This is a genomic window from Serratia sp. JSRIV001 (assembly GCF_019968745.1).
Classification (GTDB): Bacteria; Pseudomonadota; Gammaproteobacteria; order Enterobacterales; family Enterobacteriaceae; genus Chania; species Chania fonticola_B.
The window spans coordinates 47,392-62,105 of sequence record NZ_CP074147.1; the positions used below are offsets into that span (position 1 = coordinate 47,392).

The 14,714-nt window shown below is 56.0% G+C and carries 12 protein-coding genes; 5 read left to right on the plus strand and 7 right to left on the minus strand.

Going from position 1 to position 14,714, the window contains the following annotated elements:
- Positions 1-22 precede the first annotated feature (22 nt).
- A complete protein-coding gene (locus tag KGP17_RS00190; protein ID WP_021181343.1) occupies positions 23-385 on the plus strand; it encodes a YibL family ribosome-associated protein in 363 nt (120 codons plus the stop codon).
- A gap of 78 nt (positions 386-463) precedes the next feature.
- Here KGP17_RS00190 and KGP17_RS00195 read toward each other — a convergent pair whose 3' ends face one another.
- The 7 genes from KGP17_RS00195 to fdhD all read right to left on the minus strand — a co-directional run bounded on the left by KGP17_RS00195 (position 464) and on the right by fdhD (position 8,860).
- Positions 464-1,618, minus strand: coding sequence for an IS481 family transposase (locus KGP17_RS00195; protein WP_218519072.1), 1,155 nt, complete (start codon positions 1,616-1,618; stop codon positions 464-466).
- A 91-nt stretch (positions 1,619-1,709) separates the two neighbouring features.
- Positions 1,710-3,208 (minus strand): IS3 family transposase gene (locus tag KGP17_RS00200; RefSeq protein WP_371822214.1). Its coding sequence is split into 2 segments (ribosomal slippage): positions 1,710-2,776 and positions 2,776-3,208, totalling 1,500 coding nucleotides; the frame shifts between segments, so codons are not numbered across the junction.
- Between the two features lie 427 nt (positions 3,209-3,635).
- On the minus strand, positions 3,636-4,415 hold the full coding sequence (locus KGP17_RS00205) for a class I SAM-dependent methyltransferase (protein ID WP_223498663.1): 780 nt from the start codon (positions 4,413-4,415) through the stop codon (positions 3,636-3,638).
- Positions 4,416-4,464: 49 nt separating this feature from the next.
- On the minus strand, positions 4,465-5,136 hold the full coding sequence (yiiM, locus tag KGP17_RS00210; RefSeq protein ID WP_218520061.1) for a 6-hydroxyaminopurine reductase: 672 nt from the start codon (positions 5,134-5,136) through the stop codon (positions 4,465-4,467).
- Positions 5,137-5,236: 100 nt separating this feature from the next.
- Positions 5,237-7,159: a methyl-accepting chemotaxis protein gene (locus KGP17_RS00215; RefSeq protein ID WP_223498664.1), complete on the minus strand. Its 1,923-nt coding sequence runs from the start codon at positions 7,157-7,159 to the stop codon at positions 5,237-5,239.
- A gap of 121 nt (positions 7,160-7,280) precedes the next feature.
- Positions 7,281-7,904: a superoxide dismutase [Mn] gene (gene sodA, locus KGP17_RS00220; protein WP_024483271.1), complete on the minus strand. Its 624-nt coding sequence runs from the start codon at positions 7,902-7,904 to the stop codon at positions 7,281-7,283.
- Positions 7,905-8,032: 128 nt separating this feature from the next.
- Complete coding sequence (gene fdhD / locus KGP17_RS00225; RefSeq protein WP_039996103.1) at positions 8,033-8,860, minus strand: formate dehydrogenase accessory sulfurtransferase FdhD; 828 nt, start codon at positions 8,858-8,860, stop codon at positions 8,033-8,035.
- Positions 8,861-9,032: 172 nt separating this feature from the next.
- Here fdhD and fdnG point away from each other — a divergent pair, with 172 nt between their 5' ends.
- The 4 genes from fdnG to fdhE are packed head-to-tail and all read left to right on the plus strand — an operon-like array spanning position 9,033 to position 14,565.
- Complete coding sequence (gene fdnG / locus KGP17_RS00230) at positions 9,033-12,080, plus strand: formate dehydrogenase-N subunit alpha (protein ID WP_147281026.1); 3,048 nt, start codon at positions 9,033-9,035, stop codon at positions 12,078-12,080.
- Positions 12,081-12,092: 12 nt separating this feature from the next.
- On the plus strand, positions 12,093-13,004 hold the full coding sequence (gene fdxH, locus KGP17_RS00235) for a formate dehydrogenase subunit beta (RefSeq protein WP_021807291.1): 912 nt from the start codon (positions 12,093-12,095) through the stop codon (positions 13,002-13,004).
- A complete protein-coding gene (gene fdoI, locus KGP17_RS00240; RefSeq protein WP_021181336.1) occupies positions 13,001-13,639 on the plus strand; it encodes a formate dehydrogenase cytochrome b556 subunit in 639 nt (212 codons plus the stop codon). Before fdxH ends, fdoI begins: the two co-directional genes overlap by 4 nt.
- Positions 13,636-14,565 (plus strand): formate dehydrogenase accessory protein FdhE, encoded by a 930-nt coding sequence (fdhE, locus tag KGP17_RS00245; RefSeq protein ID WP_094982492.1) that lies wholly within the window; start codon positions 13,636-13,638, stop codon positions 14,563-14,565. Before fdoI ends, fdhE begins: the two co-directional genes overlap by 4 nt.
- The last annotated feature ends 149 nt before the right edge of the window (positions 14,566-14,714 follow it).

A 14,714-nucleotide genomic window follows, 5' to 3' on the forward strand; every position in this document is an offset into this window, starting at 1 on the left:
AGAACAAAACAGGCCAGAGACGATGAAAGAGAAAGAAAAAGCCGAGATTAAGCGCCTGAGCGATTTGCTGGACGCACTGAACCACAAAGACACCGTGGTGATCCAGCAGGGTAACACCGACCTGATTGCGCAACATCTCAAAGAAAAAGAGAAGCTAAAGACCGAGATTGAGCGCCTGAAAAACGTGCGCGTGGAAAAACTGAGTGCGGAAGCGCAGAAGTTGAGCCAGCTGCCGTTCAGCCGCGAGATCACCAAGAAAGAGCAGGCGGATATGGGTACGCTGAAGAAAAGCGTTCGTGGCCTGATCGTGGTACACCCAATGACCGCACTTGGCCGTGAGATGGGCCTGAAAGTGGTTACCGGCTACGCCAAAAAAGCGTTCTGATTACCCCTCACCCCAACCCTCTCCCTGTACAGACCGGGGACATGGTAGACAGGTGTTCAAGGACATGGTGAACACTTTTTAACATCCTTTACCCATGATGATCGACCTATTTCTCAGGTCGATCATCCCCACTTTCGTGCTGTACCACCATACCTCGTAGTAGCCCTCTCTCTCACTTTCCTTCAGTCCGACATATTCACCGATAAAGGCCTTGCCCACTTTCAGACCCATCCCTTTCAGGCTCAGTTTTCCACTGACATCCACTTTCCTGACCAAAACCCCCTCGTCATACTCGGCTGCCGCCGGATTGCCATTGTACTGTCGCGATGAAGGCTGATAACGGGACGCCGGTACCGCCATTGACAGGGCTTCGTGTGGACGCTCCAGGTTGTAGGTATCTCGCCAGGCGTCGAACACCTCCTGCAACTGCGCGGCATGGGTAAACCACCGTCCCTGCAGGAGCTCTGCCTTCAGGCTGCGGTGGAAGCGCTCCAGCTTACCCTGAGTCTGAGGATGATAAGGCCGAGAGTGACCCACCCGGATACCCTGACGCATCAGCCACAGTTCCAGCGCGGTCCAACTGCCCGTCGTGTCGCCCCAGGGGGCCCCATTATCCATGGTCATTCTCTCCGGCAAGCCATAACGTTCGAACACCGCTATCAACTGAGACTGCACGGTGACACGTCGTTCGTCCGGGCAGTGCGCCAGACAGAGCGAGAAGCGCGAATGGTCATCCAGCAAGGTCAGCGGATGACAACGCCCTTCGGCGAAGGGGAAGTGGCCTTTAAAGTCCATCTGCCAGAGTCGGTTCGGTGCGTCATGTTCAAAGCGTCCGACGGTGGGCGTCGGTGACGGACCGCCCGGTAGCAGGTCATGGCGGCGCATCAGGTTATGCACGGTGCTGGCGGCCGGTAACGTATGCCCCTGCATCTCGAGCCACCGCTTGAGCTTGCGCGCGCCCCACATCGGATGGGCCAGGTGCGCAGCGCGGAGGTGTTGGACAACGGTGTCAGAGGTTCTGCAGGGGGAATGGTGTGGCACTCGAGAACGTTCGTTCAGACCGGCGCGCCCATCAGACTGCCAGCGATGTAACCACTTGTATGCGGTAGCAGGCGCTATGCCAAACTGGCGGCATAGCGCACGGATATTAGCGCCTTCTTGCGAGGCGAAAAGCACAAACTCGGTACGTAATGACATGGCAGATCTCTCATCCCACGGCATAAGCAACTCCACTCAGAAGTACTCATACCTATGTTGTAAGTGTCTACCATGTCCCCGAACGGCGTTTTTCAAGGTAGTTGTCGCTTAATGTAATAAAATTACGTTATGCCGTCTCTTTTTCCGGGTTAAGGTAAACTTCCGGAATATAGTCCCAGTTGCGTAGCTGCTTACTCCAGCGTTCTGGATGTTGTTGGTGGGCTAGCCGGTAAACAGACTTTCTGGCTGCCAGTATTTTCATATCGAGACCCCGATGGCGTTCATCCGGCGTAACGTATTTGATCCCGCTGTGCTTATGCTCAAGGTTGTACCAGTTTACGAAACGACTTACCCAGGCCCGTGCGTCATCTATTGTGTGAAAGCCGTTCTCTGGCCACCAGGGGCAATATTTGAGTGTGCGGAACAATGATTCTGAATACGGATTATCATTGCTGACCCGGGGGCGAGAGTAAGAACTCAGTACGCCAAGGGCATACATTTTTGCCAGCAACGTAAAGCTGCGCATTGGGCTTCCGTTGTCGGAATGCAGCACCAGGTTACGGGATGAACATTTTTCATTCCACACCGCTCGTTGTAGCAGTTCTGCTGCATGTTCCCCGGTTTCACTGCTGAATACCTCTGCGGCAATAATTTTACGGCTATAAATATCCATGATCATATAGAGATAAAAGTGCTGACCTCTGACCCAGGACGGTAAATGACTGATATCCCAACTCCAGACCTGGTTCGGTGCAACCGCCTTAAGCACATCAGGCCGTTTATACTGGCATTCCCGGGACCTCCTCGTCAGTTGACTGGCTGATTTTAATACGCGATAAAAGGTTGATTCAGAAGCAATATAAACACCTTTATCCGCCAGCATCGGTACGATCACATTTGGAGGCAAAGAGGCAAATTCCGGAGAGTTGCATAACTCCAGAATTTGCAACCTTTCTGTTTCCGATAATTTATTTCGGGGGACACGGTCTGTTACACCGGGCCTTCTGTCTGCACTGATCACTCCACCATCACCATCAATCCAGCGCTGCAGCGTTCGGATCGAAATCCCGATACACTGACAGGCCTGGATCTTACGGGCGCCGTGATCGACAGCTTCACGGACAAGAGAAATAATTTTCTGCCGCTCCGGAAGAGGTGTCAGCCTTCCTCGCTGTTGTCCCAGAGGGCATTGAACTTTTCCCGCAGCATCAGGAGCGCAGCCGCTTCTGCCAGCGCTTTATCTTTGCGGGTCAGCTCCTTCTCAAGTTCACGCAACCGGCTTCTGATATCGCGTAACTCTTTATCTGCGCGGCGATTTTCCGTCAGTTTCATTTCATGAGCTTTGATCGAAATAACCCGCCACTCTTTTACCTGCTCAACAAAAAGCCCCTGACGGCGACAATAATCGGCAAGTTCCATTTCAGACAATGAAGCTGTTTCAAGAACAACCGAAAAGCGACGCTCAGGAGTCCATTCATCACCATCCACAGAGGAAATCCTTTCATTTTTTGGCAATAAGCCTTGTGCCACCAGTTCAAGTCGCCATTTTGCAACAACGGAAGAACTCAGAGCCAGTTTTTGTGCAATGTGTCTGACTGACCAGCTATAAGGAGGCTGGAGCCACATCACTCCCTTTTCTTTCACATCAATCGGTACTGCATGCGCAGGCATAGTCATTCTCCTTCAGAAAGTAAGCGACAACTATGCTGACACAGGGGGCGAACAAGTGTTCATGATGTCCCCGGTCTGTACACTCCCACAGGGAGAGGGAGCTGTCCCGAGTGCGTAGTTAGTCCGCGTAACTTCGGAAAGTAGGGGGGCAGAACAAGAAAGGCAAGGTATTACGCAAAGCAATTAACGAATTCGATCGGTCCCCTCTCCTTGGGAGCGGATAGCTCCTGCTCTGTTGAGAGAACGGTGGTAATCTCAGCAACCGCGATCGCCCCCCTCAACCAAGGTGAATCAACCGGTGCTGATGAAGAGTCACGATACTTTCAGCCTAACTCGATCGGTCCCCTCTCCCTGTGGGAGAGGGCTAGGGTGAGGGGCATGCTCAGGCCTTGGTCGTAAAGAACGCGCAGGTCTGGTAAGGCACCGTAAGCGTTTCTTTTCCCCGGAGTTCCTCTTCCTCTGCCACCAACTGGCGGATCTGTTCGATCACCCGTTCCTGCTGCTGTTGCGGCAACGCGGCGATAAAGCTGGTGGATCGCACACGGTTATAAATCACATCTTCCGGCGCTCCGCTATGCCCCAGCATAAACACTTGCTCCTGTAGCTGGGCAAAACCCGGGTAAGGGAACAGCCTGCGCCATTCACCGGTATAAAAACGCGGCGCATCCCCTTCGTGGCGATCGACTATCTGGTTGAGCTTACGTACCCAGCCAACCCGCGCATCGCGCATATTCCACACCAGGCCAAGCTTACCGCCGGGTTTCAGCACGCGCTGAATTTCCGCCAGCGCCTGACGTGTGGCAAACCAGTGAAAGGATTGCGCGCACACCACGGCATCCACCGACTCATCCGGCAGCGGGAGTGATTCGGCGGTACCTGCCAGCGTTTTCACCTGAGGGAACGCTGCCGCCAGCTTTCCCAGCATCGGCGCCACCGGCTCAACGGCGATGACGTTGGCACCGGTCTCCAGCAGGCGCGGAGTGAACTTGCCGGTGCCTGCGCCCAGATCGATGACGGTCTTACCGGGCTGTAGCTCGAGTACTTCACGCAGCCAATCGGCGATCTCCGCCGGATAATCCGGGCGGCCTAAAACGTAGCGATCCGCATTGGCCTGATAGCCCGCCGCAGCCGCGTGATGAATAGAATGAGGTGATGTAGTCATAACGCAACTCCCTAATCCAGCTCGATGGGTGTCTTTTGCCTGGCGCCGGTTAACGGCCAAGCAGACGGCGGTTGAGGTCTTCGATTTTGCCGCTGGTGATGCGCGTCAGCATGGTTTTGCTCCAACTGGTCGACAGCCCAGCGACCGACAGTAAACGGCGGTATTGCTCTTCATCGAACGGCATGTGCCAGGCGATGCCGATCGCTTGTGCGACGGAAACATCGCTATTGCGGGTCACCAGTTCCAGTGGTTGGTCGCCACTGACCGATCCGGCCGACACCACGCGGTACAGCCAGCCGCAGCGGCCGGTTTGCTGCATCAGCACCGAAATATCGCCGATAGCGAAATGGTAATTGAGTTTGAAACACGGAGAACGCGGTTGGGTTACCTGGATCAGCGCTTCTCCCCAGCGGAAAATATCCCCCATAAACACGTTATGCTCGGTCAGGCCGAGGGTCGAAATATTCTCACCAAAGGCGGGTGCGCAGAACTGTTCTGCCTGAGCGGGGAACTGTTCACGCCAGTGGTCGTAATGCTCGCGCGGGTAGTGGCAAAGGGCGCGGTCAGGCCCGCCGTGGTAGCTTTTTTCTGCCTGCTCATCGCCTGCCAGACCCAAGGGGGTGAGCTTCAGCGTACCCTCCACCAGGTGTTTGGCGATAGCGCTGGGGCGGCCACCTTCATAAGGTTGAATCGAACCGAGATAGACGTCTGGGTGGTGCATGCTAGCCTCCATTCACACTCGTTAATGCCGTCTAGCATAGCCTGAGTCGAGGGGGAGGAACAGAATAACCCGCCCGGAAATCACCGGGCGGGTGGAGGGGTTAGAAGGTTGTCCAGTTATCTTCGGCGCTGGTGCTCGGTTTAGCCATAGGCGGTGATTTGAGCTGGGTGGTTTTGGTTTCCACTGGCGCAGCCTTGTCCGCCAGACGGAAGACCGAGACGCTTTGCAGCAGCATCTCAGCCTGCTCTTCCAGTGAATCGGCGGCGGCGGCAGACTCTTCCACCAGCGCGGCGTTTTGCTGCGTGGTGTGATCCATTTCCACGATGGCCTGGCCGATCTGCGCGATGCCTCTGGTCTGTTCATCGGAGGCGGCGGCTATTTCAGCCATGATATCGCGCACGTGGGTGACCGAACGGACGATTTGCTCCATGGTGTTGCCGGTGTCTTCCACCAGTGCGGTACCGCTCTGTACCCGGTTGACCGACTCGGTAATCAACCCTTCGATTTCTTTCGCCGCCTGGGCGCTGCGCTGGGCCAGATTACGGACTTCGCTGGCGACAACCGAGAAACCGCGCCCTTGCTCACCCGCACGGGCGGCCTCTACGGCGGCGTTCAGGGCCAGGATGTTAGTCTGGAAGGCAATGCCGTTGATCAGGGTGGTAATTTCGGCGATCCGCTGCGAACTGTTGGAAATATCCCGCATGGTGCTGACGACGTTGTTAACCAGTTTGCCGCCCTGCTGTGCGGTTTGTGAGGCATCGGTCGCCAGCTGGTTGGCGTGATGGGCATTGTCGGCATTTTGCTTCACCGTGGCGGTGAGCTGCTCCATGCTGGCGGCGGTTTCTTCCACCGCGGCGGCCTGTTGTTCGGTGCGTGAAGAGAGGTCGGTATTGCCCGCAGCGATTTCTCCGGCGGCGGTGGAGACCTGGCTGACCCCCATCTGGATTTTCTCAATCATATCGCGCAGGTTCTGGCTCATGGCGGCGACGGCGTTAAGCAACTGGCCCAGTTCATCACGGCGAGTGCTGGTTTGTGCCTGGCGTAGATCACCCTTGGCAATGCGTTCTGCCAGTTCCAGGGTGCTGTTGAGTGGGCGAGTGATCTGCAATGTGATACGCCATGATATCAGCAGGCCAGCAAGAATGGCGATCGCCGTGGTGATCCCCATCTGCCATTGCGCGGTATTGATATTGTTATGGGTCTGCGTCAGCTCATCCTTCATGAAATTATTGACCAGCGTACCGATCTCGTCAGCGTAACCGCCGAGCTGTTTACTGATCTTGATCTCATTCTCAACGGCGGGCAGGTAGGCCGCGATGTGGCCTTTATACTCGTCAAGCACGGTCAACAGAGGTTGGAGCAACGGGCGCTGTGACTCGTTCAGGCGTTGGCTGAGCGTGTTGGCGGCGCTGCGGGCGTCGTCGATGGCGCTGAGCAATGGGATTTCGGAGTCGCGGTTGGGTTGCAGCACCAGGCCACGGGCATAGTAGCGGATCTGGGTCAGCTTCTGGTTCAACTGGATAAACGCCAGTTGCAGATCGGTAGCCCCCAACTGACGTTCAACCTGGCTCAGGCTGTCCTGAACTTCGGACATGTTCCAGCTGGCTCGTACCGCGTCTTTATCCACCACGGCTTTGGCAAACATTTTCTGTTGTTGCTCATAGTTACCCAGCAACACCACCAACAGCTCCAGATCCTTGCGGCTTTGCGCATCCCAATTCAGGTTTTGCGCGTGGCTGGCCAGTTGCAACGCGTTCTCGATATGTTTGCGGTTACGTTCAAGGTAGTCGGTGTTGTAATTTTGGCTAAACATGGCACGGGTGTATTTAGCCTGACTGATTTCGCCCGTTAACTGATAGCTGAAATCGATGCGGTCGCTGCGTGATTCGATAAGATTGAGGTAGGTTATCCCGGTGCCAGCGATAACGATCGCCAGTATCAACATTAGAGAGAACCCGAGTCCGAGCTTTTTACCTACGGTGAGATGAACGATTTTTCCTGCCAAAGCTTGCAATGCCGCCATGATTTATCCCTCTTTAGGCGTTGGTCAATTGAACAAAGCATCGGCAAGGGGCGGTTAAACTTTAGCGGGAAATGGGCAAAAAAATGCCCGCATCAGCGGGCATCATCGGAGATAAGCCAAATTATTTCTTGGCTTCGGCGAAGCGTTTGGCCGCTTCGTCCCAGTTCACTACGTTCCAGAATGCCTTGATGTAGTCAGGGCGACGGTTCTGGAATTTCAGGTAGTAAGCGTGTTCCCACACGTCCAGGCCAACGATTGGCAAGCCTGAAGCGCCAGAGACGGCTTCGCCCATCAGCGGGCTGTCCTGGTTAGCGGTAGAGACTACGGCCAGCTTGTCGCCTTTCAGCACCAGCCAAGCCCAGCCAGAACCGAAACGGGTGGCGGCGGCTTTCTCGAACTCTTCCTGGAATTTCTCTACGCTGCCGAAATCGCGCTCGATAGCGGCTTTCAGATCGCCACCCAGCGTGGTGCCGGTTTTCAGGCCTTTCCAGAACAGGCTGTGGTTAGCGTGGCCGCCTGCGTTGTTGCGCATAAAGGTGCGCTTGTCTGCAGGGACTTTATCCAGATCCTGGATCAGCTCTTCTACGCTCAGCGAAGCCAGCTCAGGGTAAGCTTCCAGCACGGTGTTGGCGTTGTTGACGTAGGTCTGGTGGTGTTTGGTGTGATGGATTTCCATCGTCTGCTTGTCGAAATGCGGTTCTAGTGCGTCGTAAGCATAAGGTAGGGATGGCAGTGAATAACTCATGATCATCATCTCCAGTAGTGTAGGGCGGCGCAAAATGTGAGCACCGCGTAAGCAGTATGATGCATTATAATTAATTAAATGATATTGAAAATGATTATCAATGCCCTACAGACTGTGTGGTTTAGGGATTAATCGGTAATACGCTGCGGATGAGTAAACACCGTTGCCCGGCCTGGCTTGCTAAAACCAACCAATGTCAGGTTGCTGCGCTCGGCGATTTCCACCGCCAGCGAGGTGGCGGCAGACACCACGAACAGGATCTCGGCACCGCACATGGCGGATTTTTGCACCATCTCATAGCTGGCCCGGCTGGAAACCAGGATCGCCCCTTGCTGCCAGCCCTGTTTGGCGCGTATGCCGATCATTTTGTCCAGCGCCACATGGCGGCCAACGTCTTCGCAACCGCCCAGCAGTTCACCCTGCGGTGAGATCCAACCTGCCGCGTGGGTACAACCCGTCAACTGGCCGACGTTCTGCACCTGACGCAGCTGGTCAAGGGCGCGATCGAGATTGGCCAATGAGAAGGTTTGGGTAAAGGGCAGCGGTGTGACCGGCCGGAAGATATCCGCCAACTGTTCGATGCCACAAACGCCGCACCCTGTGCGGCCCGCCATCGCCCGGCGGCGCTCCTTAAGCCCGGCAAAGCGGCGGCTGGAAAGCTCGATTTGTACTTCCATGCCGTTGCAGGTGGGATTAACCTCTATACTGAAGATATCCCGTGGTGAGTCGATAATCCCTTCCGAAAGGGAAAAACCGAGGGCGAACGCCTCCAGATCCTTTGGCGTACACATCATCACCACGTGAGAAATACCGTTATACACCAGCGCGACCGGCACCTCTTCGGCGAGCCAATCTTGCTCTTTGGTGGTCAGTTGCCCGCGCTGGTACACCGGAGCCTGGATCAGGCCCGTGAGCGCGTTCACATTTGTGGGCTGCTCTTGGTTAATTTTGTTCACTTTCCTGGCACCTGTTTGTAACAACCCTACGCCTGCTATGGTATTATTGCGGCGCCGTTGCGGCCCATTTGGCCAATACCCACATAAGGATAGTGATTTTAGCGCTTCCCGCTTTGAGGGGGAAAGCGTCATTTGAAACAATGTGACAACACGAGAGAGAAAGGAGACCCCCATGCAGGTCAGCAGAAGGCAGTTCTTTAAGATCTGCGCTGGCGGTATGGCAGGAACCACGGTAGCTGCACTGGGCTTTAGCCCGGCGGTGGCGTTGGCGGAAACCCGGCAGTACAAGTTGCTGCGCGCCCGTGAAACCCGTAATACCTGCACGTATTGTTCCGTCGGCTGTGGGCTGTTGATGTACAGCCTTGGTGATGGCGCCAAAAACGCCAAAGAGAGCATCTTCCATATCGAAGGGGATCCAGACCATCCGGTAAACCGTGGTGCACTGTGCCCGAAAGGGGCAGGTCTGGTGGATTTCATCCACAGCGAAAGCCGTCTCCAATACCCTGAATATCGCGCTCCAGGCTCAGACAAGTGGCAACGCATCAGCTGGGACGACGCCTTCACCCGCATCGCCAAACTGATGAAAGAAGACCGCGATGCCAACTTCGAAGCCACCAACGCCGCTGGCGTAACGGTAAACCGTTGGCTCTCCACCGGGATGCTGTGTGCTTCGGCCTCCAGCAACGAAACCGGTATGCTGACCCAAAAATTTAGTCGCGCTCTCGGCATGCTTGCCGTAGACAACCAGGCGCGTGTCTGACACGGACCAACGGTAGCAAGTCTTGCTCCAACATTTGGTCGCGGTGCGATGACCAACCACTGGGTTGATATCAAGAACGCCGACTTAATTATTGTCATGGGTGGGAATGCGGCAGAAGCGCATCCAGTGGGATTCCGCTGGGCGATGGAAGCCAAAATTCATAATAAAGCCAAGCTGATCGTCATCGATCCGCGCTTTACCCGTACTGCATCCGTGGCGGATTTCTACACGCCTATCCGTTCAGGTACCGACATTGCTTTCCTGTCGGGCGTCTTGCTGTACCTGATCACCAATAACAAGATTAACCGCGAATACGTGGACGCCTACACCAACGCCAGCCTGCTGGTGCGGGAAGACTTCACTTTCGACGACGGCCTGTTCAGCGGCTACGACGCGGAAAATCGCAAATACGATAAAACCACCTGGAACTACCAGCTCGACGAGAACGGCTTCGCCAAGCGTGATACAACGCTGCAGGATCCGAACTGCGTGTGGAACCTGCTGAAAAAACACATCAGCCGTTATACGCCAGAGGTGGTAACCAACATCTGCGGCACGCCAACCGAAGATTTCATCAAGGTGTGCGAATATATCGCTGAAACCAGCGCCAACGACAAGACGGCCTCGTTCCTCTACGCCCTGGGCTGGACACAGCACTCGGTCGGTGCGCAGAACATCCGCACCATGGCGATGATCCAACTGCTGCTTGGCAATATGGGCATGGCAGGTGGTGGCGTGAACGCCCTGCGTGGTCACTCCAATATCCAGGGTCTGACCGATTTGGGTCTGCTGTCACAAAGCCTGCCGGGCTACATGACGCTACCTTCCGAGAAGCAGGCCGATCTGGAAACCTACCTGAAAGCCAACACGCCGAAGGCGCTGCTGCCGGGCCAGGTCAACTACTGGAGCAACTACCCGAAATTCTTCGTCAGCATGATGAAGAGCTTCTACGGCGACAAAGCGCAGAAAGATAACAACTGGGGCTTTGACTGGTTGCCGAAGTGGGACAAAGGCTACGACGTGCTGCAGTATTTCGAGATGATGTCGCAGGGGAAAGTGAATGGCTATATCTGCCAGGGCTTTAACCCGGTTGCGTCGTTCCCGAACAAGAACAAAGTGGTGGCCTCACTGGCCAAGCTGAAGTTCCTGGTGACCATCGATCCGCTGAACACCGAAACTTCCAACTTCTGGCAGAACCACGATGAGTTTAACGACGTTGATCCATCGAAAATCCAGACCGAAGTGTTCCGCCTGCCATCCACCTGCTTTGCCGAAGAGAACGGCTCGATCGTTAACTCTGGCCGCTGGCTGCAATGGCACTGGAAAGGGGCCGATGCCCCAGGGGAAGCGCTGAACGACGGTGAAATTCTGGCGGGGCTGCTGATGCGCCTGCGCGAAATGTACACCCGTGACGGCGGTGCGGTCCCTGAGCCGTTGCTGAACATGTCCTGGGATTACCTGACCCCGGAAAATCCGAAGCCAGAAGAAGTGGCGATGGAGAGCAATGGCCGGGCGCTGGCGGATGTTCTCGATCCAGACGGCAAAGTATTGGTGAAGAAAGGCGAACTACTCAGTACCTTCGCGCACCTGCGTGATGATGGCACCACGGCAAGTGGCTGTTGGATCTTCGCAGGCAGTTGGACGCCAGCGGGCAACCAGATGGCGCGCCGTGATAACGCCGATCCTTCTGGCCTTGGCAACACGCTGGGCTGGGCCTGGGCATGGCCGTTGAACCGCCGCATCCTGTATAACCGTGCGTCTGCGGATCCAGCGGGTAAACCATGGGATGCCAAACGCCAGTTGCTGGAATGGGATGGTGCCAAGTGGGGCGGGGTGGATATCCCGGACTACAGCGCCGCCGCACCGGGCAGTGACGTTGGGCCGTTTATCATGCAGCCGGAAGGCATGGGCCGCCTGTTTGCCATCGACAAAATGGCGGAAGGACCGTTCCCTGAACACTACGAGCCGTTTGAAACGCCGCTCGGCACCAACCCGTTGCACCCGAACGTGGTGTCCAACCCGGCGGCGCGCGTGTTCAAAGACGATCTGGCCGCGATGGGCAAATCCGACAAGTTCCCGTATGTCGGCACGACCTATCGTCTGACCGAGCATTTCCACTACTGGACCAAACATGCGTTGCTCAATGCGATCCTCCAGCCGGAGCAGTTTGTCGAGATAGGTGAAAAACTGGCTGAGAAAAAAGGCATCAAGCAGGGCGATACGGTCAAAGTCAGCTCCAACCGCGGCTATATCAAGGCCAAGGCGGTGGTGACCAAACGTATTCGGACTCTGCAGGTAAATGGCCAGGACGTGGACACCATCGGCATCCCGATCCACTGGGGTTACGAAGGGGTGGCGAAGAAAGGCTTTATCGCCAACACGCTGACGCCGTTTGTCGGCGACGCCAATACGCAAACGCCAGAGTTCAAGGCGTTCCTGGTTAACGTGGAAAAGGTGTAACGGAGACGAATTATGGCAATGCAATCTCAAGACATCATTCGTAAATCCGCCACCAATGGCTTCACCCCGGCACCGCGCGCGCGCGATCACCAGGAAGAAGTGGCCAAGCTGATCGATGTCACTACCTGTATCGGCTGCAAAGCCTGCCAGGTAGCCTGTTCTGAATGGAACGATATCCGCGATGAAGTGGGGCACAACGTCGGGGTTTACGATAACCCCGCCGATCTGACCGCCAAATCGTGGACGGTGATGCGCTTCTCGGAAGTTGAGGAGCACGGCAAGCTGGAGTGGCTGATCCGCAAGGATGGCTGCATGCACTGCGCCGATCCGGGTTGCCTGAAGGCGTGCCCATCGGAAGGGGCCATCATCCAGTACGCCAACGGCATCGTCGATTTCCAGTCCGAACACTGTATCGGCTGTGGCTACTGCATCGCCGGTTGCCCGTTCGACGTGCCACGCATGAATGCGGAAGACAACCGGGTGTACAAATGTACCCTGTGCGTCGATCGTGTTGGCGTTGGCCAGGAACCGGCCTGTGTGAAAACCTGTCCGACCGGGGCGATCCACTTCGGCACCAAAGAAGCGATGAAAAACGTCGCGGCGGAACGTGTCGATGAACTGAAAACCCGTGGCTACCAGAATGCCGGTCTGTACGATCCGGCAGGCGTGGGCGGCACCCACGTGATGTACGTACTGCATCACGCCGATAAACCGCAGCTGTATCACGGTTTACCGGATAACCCGACCATCAGCCCTGCGGTGACCTTCTGGAAAGGGGTCTGGAAACCGTTGGCTGCCATCGGGTTTGCTGCCACCTTCGCGGCCAGTATCTTCCACTACGTTGGCGTGGGGCCAAACCGCGTTGAAGAAGAGGAAGAGCAGGATCCGAAGGACGAGCATCATGATGAGGAGACGCGCAAATGAGGAAGGAAAAGCCAATTCAGCGCTACAGCGCGCCGGAGCGGATTAACCACTGGATTGTGGCGTTCTGCTTTATTTTTGCCGCCATCAGCGGGCTGGGGTTCCTGTTCCCGTCCTTTAACTGGCTGATGAATATCTTTGGTACGCCACAGCTGGCACGCATCCTTCACCCCTTCACCGGGGTGTTGATGTTCGTTGCGTTCCTGCTGATGTTCCTGCGCTACTGGAAGCACAACCTGATCAACCGGGAAGATATCGTCTGGGCGAAAAACATCCACAAAATCGCCATGAATGAGGAAGTGGGTGACACTGGGCGTTATAATTTCGGTCAGAAGTGCGTATTCTGGGCGGCGATTATCAGTCTGGTGCTGTTGCTGGCCAGTGGTATCGTTATCTGGCGGCCATACTTTGCCCCCTCCTTCTCCATTCCGCTGATCCGTATCGCGTTGGTGGTGCATTCGTTGGCAGCGGTGGGGTTGATCATCGTGATTATGGTGCACATTTACGCCGCGTTGTGGGTAAAAGGCACCATTACCGCGATGGTGGAAGGTTGGGTGCCGGCTGCCTGGGCCAAGAAGCATCACCCGCGCTGGTACCGTGAGGTCCGCGAGAAACAACAGGAAGACAAACCCAGATGAGTATCCGCATCGTTCCTAAAGAGCAGTTAGGGGCACAGCGTGAAAAGTCTTCAACGGCGGAAACTATTCCGCCGTTACTTTTCGCCAACTTGAAGAGCCTTTATACCCGCCGAGCCGAACGTCTGCAGCAACTGGCCGCAGACCATCCGCTGGGTGACTATCTCAACTTTGCTGCCAGCATTGCGCAGGCGCAGAACAACGCCTGCCACGATAATCCGCTGGAGCTGGATCTCGGCGAAACGCTGACCCAGAGTGCCGCCAGCGGCAAGCCGCCGTTGGACATCAGCGTTTATCCGCGCAGCGAACATTGGCACAAGCTGCTGGCATCGCTGATCGCAGAACTGCGTCCGCAGGCACCGGAACACGTGCTGGCGGTGTTGGATAACCTGGAGAAATCCTCGTCCCATGAGCTGGAGCTGTTGGCCAGCGCCCTGCTGAAAGGCGAGTTTGCCAAAGTAGGTAGCGACAAAGCCCCGTTCCTTTGGGCCGCGCTGTCGTTGTACTGGGCGCAGATGGCCAGCCAGATCCCTGGCAAGGCCCGGGCCGAGTACGGCGAGCATCGCCAGTTCTGCCCGGTTTGCGGCAGTATCCCGGTTTCCAGCGTGGTGCATCTTGGTACCGTGAACGGCCTGCGCTATCTGCACTGCAACCTGTGCGAGAGCGAATGGCACGTGGTGCGGGTGAAATGCAGCAACTGCGAGCAAACCGGCGATCTCAACTACTGGTCACTGGAAAGTGAGCAGGCGGCGGTGAAAGCGGAAAGCTGTGGCGATTGCGGCACCTACCTGAAGATCCTCTATCAGGAGAAGGACCCGAAGGTCGAGGCGGTGGCCGACGATCTGGCTTCGCTTATCCTCGATGCCAAGATGGAAGAGGAAGGCTTTGCGCGCAGCAGTATCAACCCGTTCCTGTTCCCTGGGGAATAATGACAGTTGGGTTTTTTTATTCGACCCTTGCCACGGTAATTGCTCAACTCAACTCCATCACTTTTGCAGCCCCCTCTCCCTAGCGAGAGGGGGCATGAGGGGGCCGCAGCGACTTTCGGATTAGACATCTGGCAAACCGGCAAGCGAGT